Origin of the sequence: Streptomyces albireticuli (assembly GCF_021228125.1) — a bacterium.
GTDB classification, from domain to species: Bacteria; Actinomycetota; Actinomycetes; order Streptomycetales; family Streptomycetaceae; genus Streptomyces; species Streptomyces albireticuli.
Genome location: NZ_JAJQQS010000032.1, coordinates 1 through 19,558 on the forward strand (window position 1 = coordinate 1; position 19,558 = coordinate 19,558).

Sequence of the window (19,558 nt, forward strand, 5' to 3'; positions counted from 1 at the left end):
GGAGGCTCGCGCCCAGGCGGAGCGCCGGGAGTCCGCGGCGGCCAAGTGGGCGTGTCTTCAGGCGTGGGTCTGGAGGCAGGCTCCTGGGATCGCGCTCGTCGCCGGCATCGCGGTGTTCGCCTCGGGCGAGTACAAGCTGGCCGTTCTCGCGGGCGTCGATCCGTCGATCGCTCCGGCCGTTCCCGTGACGATCGACGTGTACGCGGTCTCGGCGTTCCGGTCGAAGCGCGAGATTCCGCAAGCTCTGATGATCATGTTCGCGGCGAACGTCGCGGCGCACGTGAACGGCATTCCTCGCGTGGGCCTGACGATCGCGGTCGTCACCGTGATCGCGATCATCATCTGGCGCGTCCACATGCTCCTCGACCACAAGCCCGACGAGGACGCGAACACGCAGGTCAACCCGTTCGAGAACACCTCGGAGAACACCGAGAACGCCCCGGTGGAGAACGCCTCCCCGAACGCTCCCCAGAACGGCACGGCCCCGCCCGCGTTCACCCCGTCCGCCGAGGGCGGGGCGGACACCCCGAACACCGGCTCCGGCAATCCGGCCCCGGGTTCGGACCAGAACGCGGCGGACCGTTCGCGGGCCCGGCAGCAGCGGCGCGCCAAGACGGCCAAGCCGAACCGGGACAAGGACGCCGAGGACCGCGCCGCCGCGCGCGCCGAGGTGCGGGCCGCCCGGGCCCGTGGCGAGTCGATCGGTCCCCGGGCCTTGGCCCGCTCGTACGGCCGGTCGCCCTCATGGGGTCAGGCGCAGATCGCCGCTGCCACCGCACCATCCGGCCAATCCAGCCACGGTGACGCGAATTCGTCTCACACGAATGCAGATGGTGACGCGATGATCACTGTCCCCCCGCGCACCAGCTGACTCCCCCTCCCCATGCACAACGGGCCGGGGCGCCCACAACCGCCCCGGCCCGCTCTTCACCTGATGGAGATGTCATGGCACAACCAAAGACCGCGCCCGCTCCCGCTGACGACGACCTCACCACCCCGCAGATCATCATCCAGACCACCGACGACCCGTCAGCCTCCCCGGCATCCGGCAACGGTGACGGCTCCGCCGAACCCTCGACGACGATCCGCGTCGTGCCCGTGCTCGCGACCACTGCCTCGGCCATCGTCGGCTCCGTCTCTCTCGCCTACGGCGCCGCCGGAGTCGCCGGAGCCGTCGCGACGGGCGTCGCCGAGGGCGGCGTCGCGGCCTACACCGCTCACCGGGCCACCAGGAATGCCCAGACCACCCGCCGAGCGGGCCGACGCCGCGCCGCAGGCCGTACGGGCCGGGCCGGGAACGCGGCTGGGGGTCTGTGGGGTGGCTTCACTCCTGGCCGTCTTGGCCGGTGGCGCACCGGGACCGGTGGCTACGGCGGGGGTGCCGGCTACGGCGGCGGGCTCCGCGGTGCCGTCCGTGGTGCCGCGCGTCGTGTAGCGGGCGGCACCGGAACCACCGGCACCGGCGCCGCCGGGACCACCGGGCCGGGGCGCCGGGGCCGCCGGGGCACCGGAGCGACCGACTCGACGGCGAACGGCACACCCGGTACTCGTACCGGAGCAACGGGCGGTCCGACCACTCGGGGCAGCAAGGGCACTGGGGGGCAGGCCGGGACGCGTACGGGCACGACGCCGGGTGCGGGCGGCCGTGGAACCGGAGGCGCTGCTGGAGGCCGCACGGGCGGTGCGGGCGCTGGCGGCGGGGTCCGGGGGCGGATGCAGCGGGGCATGGCCGGGGCCCGGGCGGCACTCGGCCGGGCCGCGCGGCGCCAGCAGACCGCCGGAGGCGGCAGCGCTGGCCCGGGCGGCGGCACGAACGGCGGGAAGGTCTCACTCACCAAGACGCCCAAGGGCGGCCAGGCGGGCGCTCAGGGCGGCGGCCAGGCAACCGTCGGCGGCGGGACGGCCCGGCAGCGCCGAGGCCGCGCCGTCCTGGCCCGTCTGCTGCGGGCCCGGGCCCGCACCCGGCTGCGCCGCCGTCGCATCAACCGCCGTGTCGCCGCCTGGTGGCGCCGTACCGGCCCGTGGCGGGCCCGTGCTCGCCGGGCCGTCCCGCACGGCGCCCGCGTGGGAATGGCTGGCGCCGCCGCCGGGCTCACCGGGGCCGTGCTCACGCCGCCCGGCGTCGCCATCGGCATGCTCGTCACCTTGAAGCGGCTCTTCTTCCCCCGACGCGGCGCGGGGAACCCGGCCTACGCCTGGGGGTTCGTCACCGCCCGCCGGATCTGGCTGCGCCTGTACGGCCGCGCCCAGACCACCAACGCCCGCAACGCCCGCATCGCGGCGGTCACCGGCAAGGTCGCCACCCCCGCCCGGGGCACCACGGCCGCGACCACCACCGCCCCCGCCACGACCGGCGGCGGGGCCATCACTCCCGGAGGAATCAGCGCCATGTCCGTACTCGTCCGCACCTGCGAGGACCTGCGCGACTCGTACTCGCGCTACATGCCGCCGACGATGATCGCCGTCGCGGCGGAGTACGCCGGGCTGCCCGAGGGCGTCCGCCAGTGCGCCCAGGCCGTCAAGGCCCTGGCGATCAACACCGACGTCAAGTACCCCGTGCTCAAGCCGCTCGTGCAGGCCCTCGTCGGGGTCTATACGAAGGTGATGCAGGCCGCCGACTACGCCGAGCAGATCAACCCGCACTTCCGCACCGTGCACGCCGACGACCTCGCCCGCCACGAGTCCCCCCGCAACGGCCCCGGCGAGCGGATGTGGAACATCGGCGTCGTCCCCGGCTCCGGTGGCACCGCCTTCCAGCCGAGCCACTTTGTGATGCAGTCCCAGTCGGTCGCGATCGTCTACACGACCTACATCCCCGAGGACATGGTCATCGTCGGCCGCGAGTACGCCGGCCTGCCGGTCGCGCTGGAGGCGGTCTCCGCGACGGTCGAGGTGCTGCACACGCGCACCCGCGACTCGTACCCGGTGGACGACTCCGTGACCGACATGATCGGCACCCTCGCCCGCATGATCGCCTCCGCCTCCAGCGAGGCCATGGACGTCTTCAAGCTCTTCCGCACCCTGCACGCCAAGGACCTCAACCGGCGCGAGAACCCCCGCAAGGGCCCCGCTGCCGAGGCCATGTGGAACGTCTGACCAGCCAACCTAGGGGAGGGATCTGATCATGTCTGTCGCATGGGACTGGGGTCCGCGCATGGGCCCGGGGGAGACCACGCTGGTGGCCTCCGCCGTCACTGCCGCCGGCCTCTGCGTGGACGCCGACGTGGCCGCGCTGCCGCCGAACTCACCGTTGGAGCTGGCGCTGGCCGTCGCCGTCGGGGGCGGCATCCTCGACGCCCGCAAGGGACTGTCCCGCTCGGCCATGACCGTACGGGCGGCCTCGTGGCTGGCCGGGGGCACCTGGTGCTCGTGGGCGCTCGTCGGCCTCAACGGGGGCAGCGTCGCCTTCGGCGCCTCGCTCGCGGCGTTCCTCGGCCTGATCAACCGGGCGATGCTCCGCACCGAGGACGGGCGCAAGGAGCGGCGCGCGAAGCTGTTGATGCAGCGCGACATCTACGCCAAGACCACCGAGTGGGAGGAGCGACTGGAGCGAATCACCGGCATCAAGGGCGTGCACTGCCCCGACATGGAGCCGTGGCCGAGGGATGCCGGCTACACGCTGCCGGTCGAACTGCCGGGCGGCGCGCTCGTCCAGCATGTCGCCCAGCACAAGGACGCGTTCGCCTCCGATCTGCGGCTGCCGCCCGGGTGCGGCGTCGAGGTCGCGCAGGGCGCGCACCGGGGCCAGGCCCTCATCCGTGTCACCACCCGGGACATCCTGGCGGACCTGATCCCCTACCCGGAGGACTATTCGGAGCTGACGATCACCGAGCCGTTCCCGATCGGCCTGCACCCGGACGGCACGGAAACCCTGGCGTCGCTTCTGAGCGAATGCGGAATTCTCATCGGCGAAACCGACAGCGGAAAAACCAACCAGCTGCACACCTTCAACGCCAACCTGTCGCGGATGCCCGATGCGTTGATCTGGCATATCGACATCACCGGCGCCGGTATCTCCCTGCCATGGATCACCCCCTGGGCGGTCGAGGAATCCGCGGTCGCACCGATCGTGGACTGGACAGCGAACACCCCGGACGAGGCCCGCATCATGCTCCGCATGGCGAAGCAGGTCATCACCACCCGCAAGGCCCGCTACCAACGGCTCATGCGGTCGCGGAACACCGATGTCATCCCCGTCTCGCCCGAGGTTCCGGCGATCGTCGTCGTCGCGGACGAGACCGCTCAGCTCCCGCACGACATCAAAGACCTCCTCGACGACGTGATTGAACTCGGGCGCGCAGTAAGGGTGCGGGCATTGACCTGTGGTCTGCGCGCCACCCAGGACACCATCACGGCGATGATGAAGAAACAGTCAAAGCTGCGCATCGGCATGACGGTCACCGATCCCGAGGAACTGGCTTATCTTTTCCCGGGGTTCAAGATGCTCGACCCCAACGACGCCCCGTATTCGGGTTCCGGATTCCACATGATGGGAAAGGAATCGCCCATCCGTACCTTCAAGGGCTGGCGTCTCACGCCGAACGAGATCACGGCGATCTGCAATGCCGTCGCGGACCGCCGCCCAGTCATCGACCGCATTTCCGCCTCGGTTCCTGCCGGGCGCTATTACGGGCAGCGCTGGGCCCGCACTCTGCGGGGGCTGTATCCGGAGGAAATCCACCTCGGGGAACTGAGCGAGGATGCCGCAGCCCTTCTCGACGACACAGCGATGTCCGCGACCGAGATCGTGCAGTCCGACGCGTTCGCCGACATGGACGACGCCGACGCCTCCGCCAGCACCACCACGACGAAGGCAGTCGCCTCGGCGAGCGGGTCGGCGGCGGACGCCTTCGCCGCCGCCGACGCCACACTGGCCGCCGCCAAGACCCCGGTCCCGGCCGCGCCGCCGGTGCCTGCTTCCCCGGCCGCCCAGGCGCAGCCATCGGCGGCTGTCGGGACGACGGGGCGGCCGAGGCTGTACGTCATCGACGGCGGCGCCAGTCACCCGGCGCGCGAGGAGGACGACTACCTCCTCGCTCCCCCGTCGGCATCCGCGCCCGCCGCACCGGCCGGTGCGGGCGACGGCTTCGAGGAGGTGATCCGGGCGACCGGCGAGCCGTCCCGGCCTCCGGTCGTACCGGGGACACCGCAGGCGCCGGCCCCGCTCCCGAGGGCGCCGAAGGACCGGGCGCTGGAGTTGCTGCGGGATGCCGGGCGGGCAGGACTGGAGCCGAAGCGGCTGCACGAGCGGCTGTCCAAGGAGGGGTACGAGGTGGCCGTGCGCACCGTGCGGGACTGGTGCAAGTCCTGGGCCGACAAGGGCGAAGCGGAACGCGACGACTCGGGCCAATACACGAAGTACCGGGTACCAGCCGAGCCGGTGCTGTAGGTCACCTGGTGTAGCGGCGGGGCGGGGCGAGGCGGCCCCGCCCCTTGCCGTTCCCCCTCCGCCCCTCCACCCGTGGGGGTGCGACCGGGGGGTTTCTCAGCGGCGGGGCGGGGCGGCCCCGCCCCGCCGCTACTGACTGTTACCCACAAGGGAGGGGAGCACATGCCGAGCGAGACACCCGACGAGGCCATCCGGCGCCTCGAAGCGGAACGCCACATGTACAGCGAAACGTTCAAGAACACCGACGCCGGCGACCCGGTGACGCGGGCGCAGCTCCAGCAGGAGATGAACTCCCGCACCAACGAGATCCAGGAGATCCGGGCCGACATGGCCGCTGGCGGGGACTGCCTCCAGCGCATCGTCTTCCTCGCCCTCGCCGCCGGGGCCGGCGCCACCGCCTGGTGGGCGCCGTGGCCGTCGTGGGCCCGGCTTCTCCTTGCCGTGGCCGCGGTCGGGCTGCTGTGGATCGGCGCCTCCTGATGCCCTCCACCACTCCCAACCCGGCAAGGGCACAGCGGGGCACGACCGTCCGGAGCGGGGGCCGTCGCCCGGCCTTCCCGCAAGATCCACGGCTTCCAGGAGGAGACCCGAGCATGACGACCGCACCGAGCGCCCAGGCCCTCGACACGACCATGACCGCCCTCCTCGCCGAGGCCGTGGGCAATGCCGTGTTCAACCTCAACCTCCACACCCGCGCCCACCCGCCGGCGCGGCCCGGCGACGTGTACCGGATGCTCGGCTCGCTCGTGGACTCCGCCCAGCGCCAGGCCGTCACCTACGAGCAGACCGCGGCGGCCATGGCCCTCATGTACCCCGAAGGCCGCCTACAGTCCGAAGGCGACGTCACCGAGCACCACGTGCGCCAGACCATCGACGCACTGAATGCCGCCGCCCATCACGCCCGGCAACTCGATAACGCGCTCGGCCGCGCCCAAGCGGGCCTCTTTGAGCTCACCGACGGAGATGCCAATGCTTGACCCGATCACCGGTGCCGGATTCGATGCGCCGCCTCCGGAGGTCGCGTACATGGGCGTCACCAACCTCACCGCGCAGATCCACGCGTTCATGACGCGCACGGCGAACAACCCGCCGGATGAGGACGACCCTGCGAAGTACCGGGAGTTCCTGTTGCACCGCGCGGCGCTGGCCGATCTCGCCCATCTTGAAGAACTCGACAACGAGGAAGCTCACACCTATGCCGTGAAGGCGTCGCAGGACTTCATCCGGTACGACCGGCAGCACCCAGAGTTCGTGAACGGCCCGATCGGTCCAGGCTCCCCGGAATGGGACCCCTCGGCCCGTCCGTACGTCCGGCAGGAATGGGCGACACCGTTCTGATCTTTGAGCGGCAAAAATTGCCGGGCCCCCACCATCTCGGGAATGGCGGGGGCCCTTTTCACTCTCCACTATCCGGTACGGCGTGCCGTCTGGCGGCGTAAGCGATCCGGGGGTGTTCTGGTGGTGTTGTCATGACGGCGACATTGGGCCCGGGGAAGGATGCTCGCATCCATTCCCCGGGCCCTTCTGTTCACCTGGTGTACCAGCCGGGCCGCCGCCGTCGCCGTTCCTGATGCTGGAGGAAGACAGAACGGCAGCGTCCGCAGTCTTTGAGCTTCGGATTGTCGGGCTGGTCGGCGGCGAGTCCGCACCACGTTCCAGCGCCGCCGTTCGACCGGAGCATATGCCGGGCTCTCCCTGTGTCCGTGGTCGCGAATTCGGTCATTGCTCGGGCAACGCCACCGACAAATAGGCGCGGGTGCCGGTACCGTACCGGCTGGGCCGGTACGAGACGCTGCCCGCGCCGGAGGTTCCGGCGGCGTCTTGCAGGGCCGCGACGAACCGTCGCACCGCGCCATCGGGCCCGATCAGCCGGACCTCGACAACGCCGCCCGTCCCGTCTTCCTCGGCCGGGCGTTCCGTACGGCGGGCCGGGCGGTTCATGCGATCACCGCCTGGGCTCCGTGGTCGAGCTCCAGGTGCCGCTGCCCGTACCGGGCGACCATGGCGGCCAGGGCCTCCTCGGTGCCGGCGCCCAGGGTCAGCGCCCCGCACTCCGGGCACGTCCACGAGGGCCGCTCGACCTGCGGTGGCATCGGCGCGTCCCCGCAGTACGGGCACTCGGCTTGGTTCCGGCAGGGGTAGACGATGCCGTTCTCGTCGCCCTCGCCGACGTCGCAGCCGAGCCAGCTGCATTCGTCGTGCGGGCAGTGGGGTCCGAAGAGGAGCGTCATGCGCGCACCTCCTCGACGACCTGGTGCTGCTGCTCCTTGTTCGGCACCAGCGCGAGCCGGACCAGGACATGGGAGGCGTCCTGGGAGATCACCCACTCCGCGGACTCCACGACGTACTCGGTCGTGTCCTCCATGATCCGTACGCCCTCGCGCGTCTGCTCGACCCACAGGACGCTCTCGCCGACCCGGGGCGCGGCGGCCATCTGCCGCCGCGCGTCGCCCGGCCGGTCGGAGAACTCGAACCACACGTCCACGGCCATCAGGCGCTCACCTCCAGCTCGGAGCGGCGGACGGTGCGCATCAGGTTCTCGGCGCAGCCGCACGGCACTCGCAGATAGGTGGTGGTGTCGGCGGCCTCGGCGAGGGCCTGCGCGCCGGCGCCGAGGACCTGGTCGAGCTCGCCGAAGGTGGCGGCGCCCATGACGTCCCACTCCGTCATGCCCTGGGCGTGGGCGCGCTCCATCAGCTCGGCGCGCGCGGCCTCGGCCTGCTGGTCCTCGCCGATGCCCGGCATGAAGTTGAAGTGCTTGCCGCCGCAGGAGTAGCACGACGGCTCGTCGTCCTCCTGGTCGTCGGTGTAGCCGAACCGCTCGTCGTCCTCGTCGTCGCCAGCGTGGATGCCGGGGGCGCACTCCTCGTGGTCGGCACGGCCGCAGCCGCGGCAGGTGCGGCACATCTCCTCGACGAGGAGCACGGGGCGGCCTTCGTCGCCGGGCTGCTCGTAGCACTCGCCGCTGACCCCGGCGCCGTCGCAGGACGGGCACGGGTCGGCGCCGTCGAGGACGGGGGCGGGGAAGTCGGCGAACATCACCAGTTCGTCGGCCGCGTCGTCGCGTACGGCTTCGACGGCCTGGCGGTGGTTCTCTCCGGTCGCGGCGCGGCGGCGCGTGGCGTCGCCCTTGCGGGCGTGGTTACGGACCATGGCTCAACTCCTGTTTCCGGCGCGCACGGTCCCGTGACCCTCGCGCGCCCGACAGGCGAGCACGATGGGGTGGTGATCCTCTGCGTTGATGCGGTGCACCTGGGGCCGTCGTCGCCCCGTGGTCACGGGCCGGGGGCTGGGCCGGGCCGACACAGTGGCGGCCATCGCCCGTCACGATACCGGGCTTTGAGACCCGGGATCTCTCAAGAGACCTTTGTCCGTTTCCGGCATACGCGACCGGGCACCGCGCGTGCCGTCAGGGTACGCGCCCTAGGCGGCGCTGGGGTAGGCAGCGAGGAGGGCAGCAAGGTCTTCGGCGCGGGCGGCGGTCTGCTCGGCCTCGGCGGCGCGGGCGGCTTCGCCGGCGTCCCGGGCTTTGACCACGCGGACGTATCCCCATACGGCGTCGTCGCCTTCGATCTGGTCCGGTCGCAGGGTTCCGGGGAAGACGGCCAAGGCGGGGTTGTCCGGCTCGCTCTCGACCCACTGGGCGCCGACGACGGTGAAGTTCCGCGCGGGGCGTAGGTCCTCGGTCTCCGCCGCCTTGTGCTGCGTGGTGGTCATGGGGTCGTGTCTCCTGTGGTCGGTGGGGCGTGGGGGAGGAAGCCGGTCGGGCCCGCGCGGGGCGGGGTGGCGGCGTGTCCTCCCCCACGGGTCACGGGGTGGTGGTCACAGTCCGGCGGGGAGCGGGCGCAGGTCGAGCCGCAGGGCGAACGGCGTGGCCTCGGTGCCCTCGTAGTCGGGGTGCTGCTCGTAGAGCAGCGCGAAGGTGTCGGCGATGTACTCCGCCAGGTGTCGCTCGGCCTGGAAGCTCATCGGGCGGAAGCGCGCCGAGACGTACCGGGCGGCGCCGCCCACCCCGTCGTCGATGCGCTCGATGCCGCAGACGTCCGGCGCGTACCCGGGGGTGAGGACGAACTCGACGTGCGTCGCGTCCTCGTAGAGGTCGTGGGCGGCGTCGGCGATCTCGGCGACCAGCTCGGCCGCCGTCTCCGTGGTCGCCGGGGCGATCGTCATCGTGGTCATCGGCGCACCTCCCCACGGGCGGCGGCCATACGGTCGAGGTAGTCGTTCCACTGCCGGGCCAGGGCCGGCGCCGCTTCGCGGCCCTCCGGGGAGCGCAGCAGACCGAGCACCCGCTGGACGTACTGCGTCTCCCGGAGGCCGTGCTGCTCGCGCAGCTCCCGGACGATGTGGCCGGGTATCCGGCCCGGGGCGTGGCGGTGCGCCGTTGCGAGAAGCAGCAGGTCATCGCCGCTCAGGCGCGCCGTTATGGTGGTGCTCATCAGGTGGTTCCTTGGTTGGGTTCGTGCCTGTGTGGGGCGTTTCCGGTGGTCCAGACCGGGGCGCCCCGTTTTCGTCGTAGCCTCACGCTACCACGAAATCAAAGCGCACTTCAAAGTTCGCTTTCTTTTCGCGATTCGCTTCGAAGTCGGCTTTGAATCGCGCTACGCTCCGCCGTATGACCCAGAGCACGGAACCAACTGACGATCTTGATCCGGTGCGCGCGGCCAAGGAGGCGTACAAGCGGGCGGAGTCCGCGCTGTACGACGAGATCCGCTCGGCGTACAAGCGCGACTCCTCGCACGGGCGGATGGCGCGGATCGGCACGGCCGCCGACCTGACCTCGACCCGGATCGGGCAGATCGTGAACCCCGAGCGGTACCAGGCGCAGCGCCAGAAGTACGCGGCCAAGCGGCGCAACGCCGCCGCCATGGAGGCCGTCGACGTGGAGCGGGAGGGAGCAGCATGAGCACCGCAGCGGCGCAGCCGGTACCCCACTCGCCGTGGCCGATCGAGCGCAGCTCGCGCGGTCTGCTCGCCGCGCTCGACGGCGAGGCCCGTAGCCGTTTCATCTCCGAGCTACTGGCGACGGGACCGGGTGAGACCGAGAACGTGATCGCCCGGTGGTGGGCCGAGGCCGTACGGCAGGCCGCCGGCGAAGTCTCCGCAGGCAGCGTGACCGCCTTGTTCGTGGAGCGGATCATCGGCGGCGGCACGGTCGACTGGGACGACATGGCCGTTCAGCGGCGGCAGCGCGGGGCCCGGTTCATCGACTGGGATGCCATCGACCGCGCGCGGGCGGCGGCGGGCCGGTGAACGGAGCCGAGGACGAGCCCGAGGGGTGGCCGGTCGTCCCCTCGCCCGACGCCTACGACGTGCTGGGCGTGGCCGCCGCCGGGACCGCGGAGGCGTTCTCCGCGTTCATCGCGATGACGGTCGCGATCTCCGAGGCACACGAGATGGGCATCCAGCCGCCCGGCGCCCGGCCGACCGGCGTCGAGGGACAGTGGACCATCGACCTGCCGCACGGGTGGGGCATCGCGTCCTACACCTACACCGGCAAGCCCCCGACCATCGTCGACCAGGTCGTGATGCCCGGCCTCGACGAAGGGGACGACGGTGCCGACTCCCGGTGACCTCAAGCGCACTGCGCTGCGCAACCGCGAGCGCGCCGTTGCCGCCGAGCTGGAGGCGCTGTACGGGCGTGAGGACCCGGAGGACGCCGCCGAGCTCGCGCGTATCCGTGCGCTCCCCCAGGCCGACCGCTTTCCCCTTGCCCTCGACTTCATCGCCCGTCGCACCACCCGCTCCACCCTTACGGACACACAGACTCAGACTGACAGGAGCACGCCTTGAACTGGACCCCCACCACCCTCGTGCACATCGACGAGGCGACCGATCTCGACCGCGCCTCGGACGGCCGCTCCCGCTATGGCGTCTATCTCCGTCAGCAGGACCCCAAGGCGTGGTTCATGGACGAGGAGGAGGCCCGGGACCCGGGCGTGTTCGTCCGCTTCGCCTGGACGGCCGGCACCGGCCCCATCATGTCTCCGGCCTACGCCGTGGTGCGCCCCGATCTCGACATCCGCCTGACGCGCGCCGAGGAGGACGGCTCCCTCCTCGTCCTCATCGACGTGCGCCTGCACCACGACTCGTTGGCCAAGGAGCACCGGCCCCCCTACCGGGTCGCCTCCTGGGAGACCGTCTCCGTCAGCGACAGCGGCGACTACCCGGCGCGCATCGAGCCGCAGAACGAGAGCCGGACCGCGCTGCTGGTCACCGTCACACTGCGCATCTCGGGTGCCACCTGGGACCTGTGGCAGCCCTCCGGGGAGCTGGACGGCGAGGCCCTGACCGACGACGCCAAGCAGGCCGTCCGGCGTCTCGCCGAACTCATCAACACCAATGCCGGACCGAAGGTCGCTGCCCTCCTCGGCAGCGAGTCCGGCCGCTGGTGAAGGGCGTACTCGTCCTCGACATCGACGCCCCCGACGACAATCTCTGACCACCATCTTCCCGACCCGCAAGGGCACAGCGGGGAAGGCCAGCGCGGTGCGCGCGTGGTCGTCCGGCTGCGGGGTATAGATCGCCTCGACCGGGGTTCCGGTGAGCATGCGGCCCCGGCCTGAAACATCAGGCCGGGGCCGTTCCGTGTCCGTCATCGTCACGGCGGCGAAGGTAATGCACAGGGTGTGCCGGAGCCGGGCGCGCGCCGATCAGCCGGGCTGATCGAATATCTTGCTCCCCGGTCGTGGTGATCGTGATCTTCGGCGATCTGCTGATCGCGAGCGGCGGGCCAGGGAAGGATGGGCCCATGGACCAGCAGCGAATAGACCTCGATGACCCGACGGTGCGGGCCGCGCTACAGGCGATGCGACGGCACCTGAACACCACAGCGGCGGCCATGACCGCGGCCAACCCCCATGGCGCCAAGGAGTCGCTGAGCGCTTCCGCCCACGAAGCGCACCAGGCGCTCAAGGACGTCGGCCTGCTCGACCTTCCGGACGCGGTGCTGATGGACGCGGTACGAAGGCTTGATGAATGAACGTGCCGCAACCAAGGAGGCCGCGCCCGAACCGGGGCGCGGCCTCCTTGCGTACGTTCACGTGCGGGCTCGGCAGAAGGTAATGCACAGGGTGTGCCGACACCGATCAGGTACCTGATCGAATATCTTGCTCCGCCTTCGTCTGCGCGGTCGGTCGGCCGAGCGATTCCGCAACGGCGGCAGCGGTCGGACGGGCGGACGGGTCGTCAGCCAGACAGGCGGCGATCAGGTCCTCGATCGCGAGGAAGTGCCACGGGCGTACGGCGGCCAGGTCGCGGAGGCGGTCTCCGTCGGCGATGTCGCGGAGCATCCCGGCCCGGCCTCCGTCGACGTCGCGGTACGCGACGGGGCGCTCGCCCGTCCAGCACCAGAACAAGGTGGCGCCGAGCGCCCACATGTCGGCCGGCGGGAGCGTCTGGACGTGGACGTGTTCGCCGGTGGCCAGGAGTTCGGCGGCCACCTCCGGCGCGGTGGTGTGTGTGAGCGCGCCCCGGTACGGGACGCGGGCCGCGTGTTCTTCCGGTCCGCAGGCGAGGGCGTAGTCGAGTAGCACGCCGACGCCGTCGGGCGTGACGCGGATGTTCGTCGGCTGCACGTCGGCGTGCGTGAAGCGCACGGCGTGGAGCTCGGCGAGGGCGCCGGCCAAGGTGACCGTCACGGTGGTCAAGAGGTTCCGGGCGGCGGGGGTGTCGTCGTCGCGGGCGTGCGCGAGGGCGGGCCACATGGCGCTGCCGTCGATCCAGCGGGCGGCGACCCAGCGGGCGCCCGGCGGGGAGGTCTTGGCGGCGGCGAAGTACGTGCGGTCGATGGCGCCGAGTGCGGTGAGCCGCTGGAGGACCGACGCCTCGCGTTCGATCTCGCGCTCCTTGTCCCTGCTGTGGCCGTCGCTGGTTTCGTGGTTCGCCTTCACCACGTACGTGCCGGCGGACGTGGTGACCTTCCACGCGGTCGAGCCGCGCCGGTCCGATACCACCGTGGACGAGATCAGCGTCTCGTCCACCGCCGTCGTGAACTGCTCGACCGGGTGGCTGTCAGTCATGCTGGTTTCCCCTCACCTGATGTGCGGCCCATGCCCGCACGCGGGTCCATGCGTGTTCGTCAACGCGCTCGCCACCGTCCAGGACATCGTCCAGGACATCGCGGTCGTCGTCGGTGGCCTCGGCGATGATGTCGCCGACGTCCGGATGGGACGTCAGCAGCTTCGGGTCACGGGCCCGTACGGCCGGGCGCAGCGACAGGAACGTGATCGGCGGGACGGGGACGGGGCGCCCGCGCCGGTCGGTGTCCGTCTCGCCCGCCCAGAACTTGCCGACCATCACGCCGACGGGCGCGTAGAGGAGTTTGAGGGCCCAGTGCGGCCACATCAGCGCTAGGCGCTGGTCCTCGGTCGGGGCGTCCCAGCGCACGGCGACGTTCTCGCACACCAGCGGTCCCAGGGTGCGGGCGCGGGCCCGTACGCGCTCGGCGGCCATGAGGCCGGCGGCGAACAGCCCGGCCTCGATGGCCTGGGGCACTGCGGTCTCGTCGGCGGGCTCCCACGCCTCCCACCGTGTCAGTTCCCGGGCCGTCGAGGGACTGAGGTAGGGGCAGTGGGCGGTCACGGCGGCGATGTACGGGCCGATGCGGTGGTGGATCTGGTCGGCGTCCGGGGTGGGCTCCGTCAGGCGCACGAGGGCGGAGACCGAGACGAGGCGGGCCCCGGAGCAGTCGCTACTCCGGGGCCCGCTGCTGCTGGTGGTGCTCACGCGGTGGTGTCCTCGGTCAGGCTGCCGTCGCCGTCACCGCCGCCGGGGCCGCAGTTCCACGACGCCTCGATACGGCCTGTGGAGCGGTACAGCTCGTAGGCGGCCTGGTTGATGCTGCCGGTGGTGGCGGCGAACCAGATGACGGGCAGGGCGCCGAACCGGGCCTCGTAGTCGCTGGTCCACTGGATGGGGCCGCGGCCGAGGGTGGAGACGTGCGTGACCTGGCGCCCGGCGTTGTCGGTGCAGAACTGGGCGTACGCCTGGCGGTCGTCGCTCAGCCGGTGCCACGCCTCGTCGATCCGCCCGCTGAACATCGGCATGAACGAGGAGTCGCCGCGTCCGGTGCGGGCGGCGTGCAGCTGGAAGAACTTGCTCAACTCGGCGAGCGCCTGGCGCTCCGTGACGGACTCGACGTCCGTCGTGGTGATGGTGCTCATCAGGGTGTTCCCCTTTCTCGTCGTACCGGGTCAGGAATCGATCGGTGTGCTGTCCGCCGCGACCGCCCGCACGGGCGTCTGGTCGGCGGCGGAGTCCAGGAGACGGCCGGCCTGGTCCTGGAGCACGGCGGCGGGGCCTGCCAGGCCGATCAGGAAGAGGGTGAGGGCGGCCCGTAACGGGTGGTCGACGATGCCGCTGCCGGTCGTCGTGCTCACCATGTCGAGATCACCACCTGGTTCGGGTCCTCGGGTCCGGTGAGCAGCTTGAGGAGCGTGCGGCAGCTCCGGGCAAGGTCGGCCGCGCAGATCGCGGCATTCAGCGGGTAGGAGCGGGGGTCGGGCCGCTGGTAGTCGAGGCGGCGGCGCAGGGAATCGAGCCCCAGCGTGATGTGCCCGCCTCGGTCCTTGAATCTGGCCTCGGCGACCGGGAGCAACTTCTCGACGTCGCCGACCAACCCCTTCGTGATCCTGGTGATCTCGGCCGGGTCGATGCTGACGGCGTCGATCACCGGGCGCATCCCGGCGTCGATCCTCTGCTCGATCGCGTCAACATCCACCATGACCGGCCCGTCGGGACCATCGACGCGTATGCGGCTGCTGCGGGCCGTCTTGGCGGCTGCGGAGGTGGAAGTCGTGGTCATCGGCGCGGGTCCTTGTGTGTAGGCGTGCGCTGCGAGAGGAGCGGCGGACCGCCGGCCACACATCGCCAAAGGGAGGAGGTGGTCCGCCGCATGTGGGAGTCAACCGCTGGATCAGGCCAGAGGGTCAGGAAGGAAGCACGGTTTCTTGTCCTCGGTGATCAGGAAGTTTTGACCGTCCCGTGACATCGACGGCGCTCTCGCGGCTCGCTACGTTCGATGGGTGGGAGAGAACACGATCCTCCGGAACGCGATGAAGAAACTCGGGCTGACGAGGCCGGAGTTAGCGCGCGAGATGAACCGGGCGCTCAAGCGGCGGACAGGCAGGTACGGCACCTTCTCCGAACGCACCGTGCACGACTTGCTCACCCGCACGCGCTCGCCGCGGAGCAGGACCCAGCTCGCGCTGGAGGAGGTGTTCGACCGCCCGATCGTGGACCTCGGCTTCACGCCGACGGCCCGGCACCACCAGCAGCACCCGGAGGACCCCATGAAGCGCCGTTCCTTCCTCGTCACCGCCCCCATAGCCGCCGCAGCCACCGCAGGCATCACCCCGTCACGCCAGGGCGCTCCGTACCGGATCGGCGCCGCCGACGTCGAGCGCCTGGAGCTGCTGCACGACCAGACCATTGATGACGACGACCAGGCCGGCGGCACCGAAGCCCTCGAACGCCGATCTGCTGCCCTCGCCGAGGAGGCGCTGGCCATGCAGCAGCGGGGCAGCGCCAGCGGCCGGGTCCGCTCCCGGCTCTACGGGGTGGCGGCGTCCTTGACCGACTCGGCGATGTGGGCCGCCATCGACGGACGACGGCCCGGCGCCGCGCAGGCGCACCTCCACCACGCCGTCACCCTCGCCTCGCTCTCCGGCGACCAGGTCGTGCAGATCCGCGTGTGGGGGCACGCCGCCGCCCTGTACCGGCAGATGGGCCGCTTCACCGACTCGACCGCCGCGGCCGAGGCCGCCCGCGCGGTCTCCTTGTGCCGCAGCGATGCGTTCTACGCGTCGATGACCCGGGCCCGTCTGTCGCTCCACCAGGCCCACACCGCCGACCGCTCCGATGTGCTGCGCAGCCTCGACCAGGCCCGCAAGGATCTCTCCCGCTCCGACGCGGGCGAGCACCGGTCCCGCTGGACTCAGTTCTACGACGCCGCCGAGATCGAGCTGCTGGCCACCCAGGCGCACACGGAGATGGGCCGCTGGCAGGACGCCGAGGCGCACGCCCACCACACCCTGGCGTTCCTGCGCCCCAGCATGGTCCGTAACCGGGCCCTGGTGCTCGCGTATCTGGCGGGCGCGCAGCTGCGCCAGGGTGAGATCCAGCTCGCGGTGGGCACGGCCAAGACGGTGCCGGCCGTCGCCGTGCACGGCAGGGTCGAGCACCTGCTGAACGGCTTCACCTCCCGCCTGATCTCCGCCCATCCGTCCAGCTCCTACACCCAGGAGTGGACCGCCTACCGGAAGGACGTCCTGAGTGCCTGACATCGAGTTCCGTCGCAGCAACGAGGTGGACGAGGTCCGCCAGACCATCCTCGACCTGCACGCCGAGGTGCGCGGTGACTTCGGTCTGCTCGACCGTCCGTTCAACACCGTCGAGCGGTTCGACGAGCGGTTGATCGCCTACGCGCAGCGGCCGGGCTGGGAGACCGTCATCGCCTGTACGCGCGGCGGGGAGCCGGTGGGGTTCTGCTTCGGCACGCCGCTCGCGTCCACGACCGGCTGGTGGTCCTCGATGGTCACCCCGCTGCCCGAGGGGTTCACCGAGGAGACCGGCTCCAGGACGGTGGCCTTCCAGGAGATTTGCGTGCGGAAGCCGTGGCGGGGGCAAGGTGTTGCGCGGCGGCTCCATGACGAACTGCTCGACGGGCACCAGGAGGAGCGCGTCACGCTGCTCGTCGACCCGGACGCCGGCGGCGGCAAGGTCAAGGCCGTGTACGAGTCCTGGGGGTACGAGGAGGCGGGCCAGCAGCAGCCTTTCCCGGACTCGCCGCGCTTCGCCGTGATGATGCGTTCGCTCCGCCAGCCCTGATCATCACTGCTGCTGATCGGCCCGGCCTCCGGCGATGGGGACCGGGCCGGTTTTCGTGTGCGTGAATCTGCCTGGCCGCCCTCGACCTCCGCCCCGGGGAGCAACCAGCACGACGGCCGTGGGCAAGGTGCCGGCGGCCGGGGATGCCTCGGCCACCGTGGCGGCCAGCTCCTCGTCCTGGTGGCAACTGCCCAGTGAGGGCCCCCTGGGGCCCGAGGGGTGAAGCCGGTGGAGGCGGAGCCGGAGCCGGGTTCAGGGCAGGCGGCAGTGGCTGGTCCAGCGCAGCCGAAAGGCGCTGGTGGGGGTCCGGGGGAGGAGCCCCCGGGGTGTGGGCGGTCCAGCGCGCCCTTGGCGCTGGCGGGGGTCCGGGGGCGGGGCCCCTGGGGGCCTCAGCCCGTGGCGGCGGGTGTTTGGTCTGTAGAGCGCGGGATTCCGATTCAGGGTCTGACCTGCGAGTTCGTACAGATCCGATGGAACCGGGGGGTTCCGTGATGGAACCGGGGGGTTCCATCCCCCACCAAGCACATCAACTCTAAGTTGATTCGATGGAACCGGCAGGGTACGGTGAATCCACTTAGAGTTGATGTCGGAGGTTAGACGTGCGTAACGCCGGAACGCGGCTGGTGGACGCTCAGGGCAATGTCGTGCCCTCGGCGCCCTACGCCTACGGCGGCGCGCACTCCAGCGGCAGCCAGGCCCGGCTCGGGGCCATCCTCGAAGACCCGGAGACGTTCTCCGACGCCGAGGCGAGGGTGATCATGTGGTACCTGTTCCGCTCCCCCGGTCACGGTGAGCCGGTGCGCATGATGGTCTCGGACATCGCCGACCGGCTCGGCATGACCCGCCAGGGCCTTACCCGGATCGTCAAGCGGCTGCGTGAGCGGCGCATCCTGATCGAGCGCGACCGTGTCGGCCGAACCCCGTTCTACGCCATCAGTCCGTATCTCGGTGGGCACGGGCCCGGGCTGGAGCAGCGCTCCGCGATCCGCGAGTGCAACCCGCCGGAGATCCCCGCCGCCGACATCAAGGCCGCCCCCATCACCCCTGTCCGCTCCACCACCCGGAGGACCGCATGACCCACCGCGACCACCGCGATCTCGTCCTCGACCTTCTCCGCAGCACCGGGGATCTTCCCCCTCTTCAGCGGCTCGTCCTCATCCAGTACTCGCTCACCGACCAGGACGAGACCGGCACCGTCCGCCGCTCCAGCAAGGAGTTGGCCGCCGAGGTACAGATGTCCCCCCAACTGCACTCGCGGGTCCGCCGTGCCCTCATCGAGGCCGGGTGGCTGGAGGAGAACGAGGCGGCCCGGATCGGGAACGTGCGGTACTACCGGCTCGCACGCCGGGGGCCGAGCAACGTGGTTCCGCTGCGGTCCGCCGGCTGATCCTCCGGCTATGCCTGGGGGAACCAGTGCACTCGCGCGGCCTCGGCTTCCGCTCTGGCTTCCATCGCCAGCCGCTCGCGCCTCTTGTGGGCCTTGAACTCTCTCGTCTGGGCGAGGGCGCGGTCCTGGCGCTCGCGCTCCGCCTCGACCTCGTCCCTCTTCGCCTTCATCCGTTCCGCGGTGACGTTGTCGCCCGCGTACTCGGCGATCTCCTGCTTCAGCTTCAGCGCCCTCACCATCCGCTGCTCGGCCTGGCGCTTCTCGTAGAAGTCCATCGACTCCTCCTAGAACGGTGGCTCGTCGGCGTAGTCCCCCGCCGGCGCTCCCGCTGGCGACTCCGCCGTCTGCGGCGGGGTCGTCGTCGTGCTCTGCCACGGGTCATCTCCCGGAGCCTTCCCCGCACCGCTGACCTTCGTGACCTTCGCTGTGGCGTTCTTCAGCGCGGCCCCGACCTCCTCGACGTCGATCTCGTAGGCGACGCGGCGGATACCTTCCTTATCGTCGTACGAGTGCTGCTTGAGCCGGCCGTAGACGATCGCCCTCGCCCCCTTCACCAGGGACTCCGCTACGTTCTCCGCCTGCCGTCTCCACGCCGTGCAGGTGAGGAAGAGGCTTTCCCCGTCCTTCCATTCGTTCGTCTGCCGGTCGTAGGTCCGCGGGGTCGAGGCGACCCGGAACTTGGCCACGGGCACGCCCGAGGGGGTAAACCGCAGCTCGGGGTCCTCGATCAGGTTGCCGATCACTGTCATCAGGGTCTCGCCGCTCATCGCTTCACTCTCTCTTCGTCCTACTTCACGTTCAGCCAGCGGCGCATCAGTCCTTCACTCCACCGGCTCCCCTCCGTCTCGGCTGCGGCGGTCGCCTTCGTGACGGCCGCCATCACCTTCGGCGCCCGCTCCTTGTTCACCACCCTGTTCACCAGCGGCGCGCACCGTCCCGGCGGAGGAGCTGGC

The 19,558-nt window shown here is 71.0% G+C and carries 30 protein-coding genes and 1 pseudogene; 16 read left to right on the plus strand and 15 right to left on the minus strand.

Annotation, left to right across the window (positions count from 1 at the left end; translation table 11 throughout):
* The 6 genes and pseudogenes from LUZ64_RS34855 to LUZ64_RS34880 form a co-directional block, all read left to right on the plus strand.
* Positions 1-871: pseudogene (locus tag LUZ64_RS34855) on the plus strand (hypothetical protein); the annotation flags it as partial.
* Between the two features lie 74 nt (positions 872-945).
* Positions 946-3,096, plus strand: a complete 2,151-nt coding sequence (locus LUZ64_RS34860; protein ID WP_143593412.1) for a hypothetical protein — start codon at positions 946-948, stop codon at positions 3,094-3,096.
* A gap of 82 nt (positions 3,097-3,178) precedes the next feature.
* On the plus strand, positions 3,179-5,389 hold the full coding sequence (locus tag LUZ64_RS34865; protein WP_143593411.1) for a DNA translocase FtsK: 2,211 nt from the start codon (positions 3,179-3,181) through the stop codon (positions 5,387-5,389).
* A 162-nt stretch (positions 5,390-5,551) separates the two neighbouring features.
* Complete coding sequence (locus LUZ64_RS34870) at positions 5,552-5,869, plus strand: hypothetical protein (RefSeq protein WP_095581596.1); 318 nt, start codon at positions 5,552-5,554, stop codon at positions 5,867-5,869.
* A gap of 113 nt (positions 5,870-5,982) precedes the next feature.
* Positions 5,983-6,366, plus strand: a complete 384-nt coding sequence (locus LUZ64_RS34875) for a hypothetical protein (protein WP_095581597.1) — start codon at positions 5,983-5,985, stop codon at positions 6,364-6,366.
* Entirely contained in the window at positions 6,359-6,727 is a 369-nt protein-coding gene (locus LUZ64_RS34880; protein ID WP_095581598.1) for a hypothetical protein, read from the plus strand. Before LUZ64_RS34875 ends, LUZ64_RS34880 begins: the two co-directional genes overlap by 8 nt.
* Positions 6,728-7,108: 381 nt before the next feature.
* Here LUZ64_RS34880 and LUZ64_RS34885 read toward each other — a convergent pair whose 3' ends face one another.
* From LUZ64_RS34885 to LUZ64_RS34915, 7 genes are all read right to left on the minus strand, one after another.
* On the minus strand, positions 7,109-7,330 hold the full coding sequence (locus tag LUZ64_RS34885; RefSeq protein ID WP_095581599.1) for a hypothetical protein: 222 nt from the start codon (positions 7,328-7,330) through the stop codon (positions 7,109-7,111).
* Positions 7,327-7,620: a hypothetical protein gene (locus tag LUZ64_RS34890; protein ID WP_095581600.1), complete on the minus strand. Its 294-nt coding sequence runs from the start codon at positions 7,618-7,620 to the stop codon at positions 7,327-7,329. Before LUZ64_RS34890 ends, LUZ64_RS34885 begins: the two co-directional genes overlap by 4 nt.
* The gene (locus LUZ64_RS34895; RefSeq protein WP_095581601.1) at positions 7,617-7,880 is read right to left on the minus strand and encodes a hypothetical protein; all 264 of its coding nucleotides are present in this window, start codon (positions 7,878-7,880) and stop codon (positions 7,617-7,619) included. The genes LUZ64_RS34890 and LUZ64_RS34895 overlap by 4 nt, the downstream gene beginning before the upstream one ends.
* Entirely contained in the window at positions 7,880-8,542 is a 663-nt protein-coding gene (locus LUZ64_RS34900; RefSeq protein ID WP_095581602.1) for a hypothetical protein, read from the minus strand. The genes LUZ64_RS34895 and LUZ64_RS34900 overlap by 1 nt, the downstream gene beginning before the upstream one ends.
* Positions 8,543-8,812: 270 nt before the next feature.
* A complete protein-coding gene (locus tag LUZ64_RS34905) occupies positions 8,813-9,106 on the minus strand; it encodes a hypothetical protein (RefSeq protein WP_095581603.1) in 294 nt (97 codons plus the stop codon).
* A gap of 105 nt (positions 9,107-9,211) precedes the next feature.
* Positions 9,212-9,568 (minus strand): hypothetical protein, encoded by a 357-nt coding sequence (locus tag LUZ64_RS34910; protein WP_095581604.1) that lies wholly within the window; start codon positions 9,566-9,568, stop codon positions 9,212-9,214.
* Entirely contained in the window at positions 9,565-9,828 is a 264-nt protein-coding gene (locus LUZ64_RS34915) for a hypothetical protein (protein WP_095581605.1), read from the minus strand. The genes LUZ64_RS34910 and LUZ64_RS34915 overlap by 4 nt, the downstream gene beginning before the upstream one ends.
* A 176-nt stretch (positions 9,829-10,004) precedes the next feature.
* Here LUZ64_RS34915 and LUZ64_RS34920 point away from each other — a divergent pair, with 176 nt between their 5' ends.
* The 6 genes from LUZ64_RS34920 to LUZ64_RS34945 all read left to right on the plus strand — a co-directional run bounded on the left by LUZ64_RS34920 (position 10,005) and on the right by LUZ64_RS34945 (position 12,371).
* Positions 10,005-10,295, plus strand: a complete 291-nt coding sequence (locus LUZ64_RS34920) for a hypothetical protein (RefSeq protein ID WP_143593145.1) — start codon at positions 10,005-10,007, stop codon at positions 10,293-10,295.
* Positions 10,292-10,642 (plus strand): hypothetical protein, encoded by a 351-nt coding sequence (locus LUZ64_RS34925; RefSeq protein ID WP_095581607.1) that lies wholly within the window; start codon positions 10,292-10,294, stop codon positions 10,640-10,642. The genes LUZ64_RS34920 and LUZ64_RS34925 overlap by 4 nt, the downstream gene beginning before the upstream one ends.
* Positions 10,639-10,962, plus strand: coding sequence for a hypothetical protein (locus tag LUZ64_RS34930; protein ID WP_095581608.1), 324 nt, complete (start codon positions 10,639-10,641; stop codon positions 10,960-10,962). Before LUZ64_RS34925 ends, LUZ64_RS34930 begins: the two co-directional genes overlap by 4 nt.
* Positions 10,946-11,182, plus strand: coding sequence for a hypothetical protein (locus tag LUZ64_RS34935; RefSeq protein WP_095581609.1), 237 nt, complete (start codon positions 10,946-10,948; stop codon positions 11,180-11,182). The genes LUZ64_RS34930 and LUZ64_RS34935 overlap by 17 nt, the downstream gene beginning before the upstream one ends.
* Positions 11,179-11,784 carry a hypothetical protein gene (locus LUZ64_RS34940; protein ID WP_095581610.1) on the plus strand — a complete coding sequence of 202 codons (606 nt, stop codon included), beginning with the start codon at positions 11,179-11,181 and terminating at the stop codon, positions 11,782-11,784. Before LUZ64_RS34935 ends, LUZ64_RS34940 begins: the two co-directional genes overlap by 4 nt.
* 293 nt (positions 11,785-12,077) lie before the next feature.
* Complete coding sequence (locus LUZ64_RS34945) at positions 12,078-12,371, plus strand: hypothetical protein (protein ID WP_095581611.1); 294 nt, start codon at positions 12,078-12,080, stop codon at positions 12,369-12,371.
* A 106-nt stretch (positions 12,372-12,477) separates the two neighbouring features.
* On the opposite strand, the gene LUZ64_RS34950 is transcribed toward LUZ64_RS34945, so the two are convergent.
* The 5 genes from LUZ64_RS34950 to LUZ64_RS34970 are packed head-to-tail and all read right to left on the minus strand — an operon-like array spanning position 12,478 to position 15,194.
* Positions 12,478-13,410 carry a protein kinase domain-containing protein gene (locus LUZ64_RS34950; protein ID WP_232390606.1) on the minus strand — a complete coding sequence of 311 codons (933 nt, stop codon included), beginning with the start codon at positions 13,408-13,410 and terminating at the stop codon, positions 12,478-12,480.
* On the minus strand, positions 13,403-14,116 hold the full coding sequence (locus LUZ64_RS34955) for a hypothetical protein (RefSeq protein WP_095581612.1): 714 nt from the start codon (positions 14,114-14,116) through the stop codon (positions 13,403-13,405). The genes LUZ64_RS34950 and LUZ64_RS34955 overlap by 8 nt, the downstream gene beginning before the upstream one ends.
* Positions 14,113-14,553, minus strand: coding sequence for a hypothetical protein (locus LUZ64_RS34960; RefSeq protein WP_095581613.1), 441 nt, complete (start codon positions 14,551-14,553; stop codon positions 14,113-14,115). Before LUZ64_RS34960 ends, LUZ64_RS34955 begins: the two co-directional genes overlap by 4 nt.
* A gap of 30 nt (positions 14,554-14,583) precedes the next feature.
* Entirely contained in the window at positions 14,584-14,772 is a 189-nt protein-coding gene (locus LUZ64_RS34965) for a hypothetical protein (RefSeq protein ID WP_095581614.1), read from the minus strand.
* A complete protein-coding gene (locus LUZ64_RS34970; protein WP_095581615.1) occupies positions 14,766-15,194 on the minus strand; it encodes a DUF6415 family natural product biosynthesis protein in 429 nt (142 codons plus the stop codon). The genes LUZ64_RS34965 and LUZ64_RS34970 overlap by 7 nt, the downstream gene beginning before the upstream one ends.
* A 220-nt stretch (positions 15,195-15,414) precedes the next feature.
* Between LUZ64_RS34970 and LUZ64_RS34975 the strand changes: the two genes are divergently transcribed.
* The 4 genes from LUZ64_RS34975 (at position 15,415) to LUZ64_RS34990 (ending at position 18,605) form a co-directional block, all read left to right on the plus strand.
* Entirely contained in the window at positions 15,415-16,671 is a 1,257-nt protein-coding gene (locus tag LUZ64_RS34975; protein ID WP_143593147.1) for an NsdA family TPR-like regulatory protein, read from the plus strand.
* Positions 16,664-17,218, plus strand: coding sequence for a GNAT family N-acetyltransferase (locus LUZ64_RS34980; protein WP_232390607.1), 555 nt, complete (start codon positions 16,664-16,666; stop codon positions 17,216-17,218). Before LUZ64_RS34975 ends, LUZ64_RS34980 begins: the two co-directional genes overlap by 8 nt.
* A gap of 599 nt (positions 17,219-17,817) precedes the next feature.
* The gene (locus LUZ64_RS34985; RefSeq protein WP_095584145.1) at positions 17,818-18,294 is read left to right on the plus strand and encodes a helix-turn-helix transcriptional regulator; all 477 of its coding nucleotides are present in this window, start codon (positions 17,818-17,820) and stop codon (positions 18,292-18,294) included.
* Complete coding sequence (locus LUZ64_RS34990; RefSeq protein ID WP_095584144.1) at positions 18,291-18,605, plus strand: hypothetical protein; 315 nt, start codon at positions 18,291-18,293, stop codon at positions 18,603-18,605. The genes LUZ64_RS34985 and LUZ64_RS34990 overlap by 4 nt, the downstream gene beginning before the upstream one ends.
* A gap of 8 nt (positions 18,606-18,613) precedes the next feature.
* On the opposite strand, the gene LUZ64_RS34995 is transcribed toward LUZ64_RS34990, so the two are convergent.
* Genes LUZ64_RS34995 through LUZ64_RS37400 form a run of 3 tightly spaced genes read right to left on the minus strand, consistent with a single transcriptional unit; the run spans position 18,614 to position 19,524 of the window.
* Complete coding sequence (locus LUZ64_RS34995; RefSeq protein WP_095584143.1) at positions 18,614-18,880, minus strand: hypothetical protein; 267 nt, start codon at positions 18,878-18,880, stop codon at positions 18,614-18,616.
* A 9-nt stretch (positions 18,881-18,889) separates the two neighbouring features.
* Complete coding sequence (locus LUZ64_RS35000; protein WP_095584142.1) at positions 18,890-19,372, minus strand: single-stranded DNA-binding protein; 483 nt, start codon at positions 19,370-19,372, stop codon at positions 18,890-18,892.
* A gap of 20 nt (positions 19,373-19,392) precedes the next feature.
* The gene (locus LUZ64_RS37400) at positions 19,393-19,524 is read right to left on the minus strand and encodes a hypothetical protein (protein ID WP_267897218.1); all 132 of its coding nucleotides are present in this window, start codon (positions 19,522-19,524) and stop codon (positions 19,393-19,395) included.
* Positions 19,525-19,558: the final 34 nt, after the last annotated feature.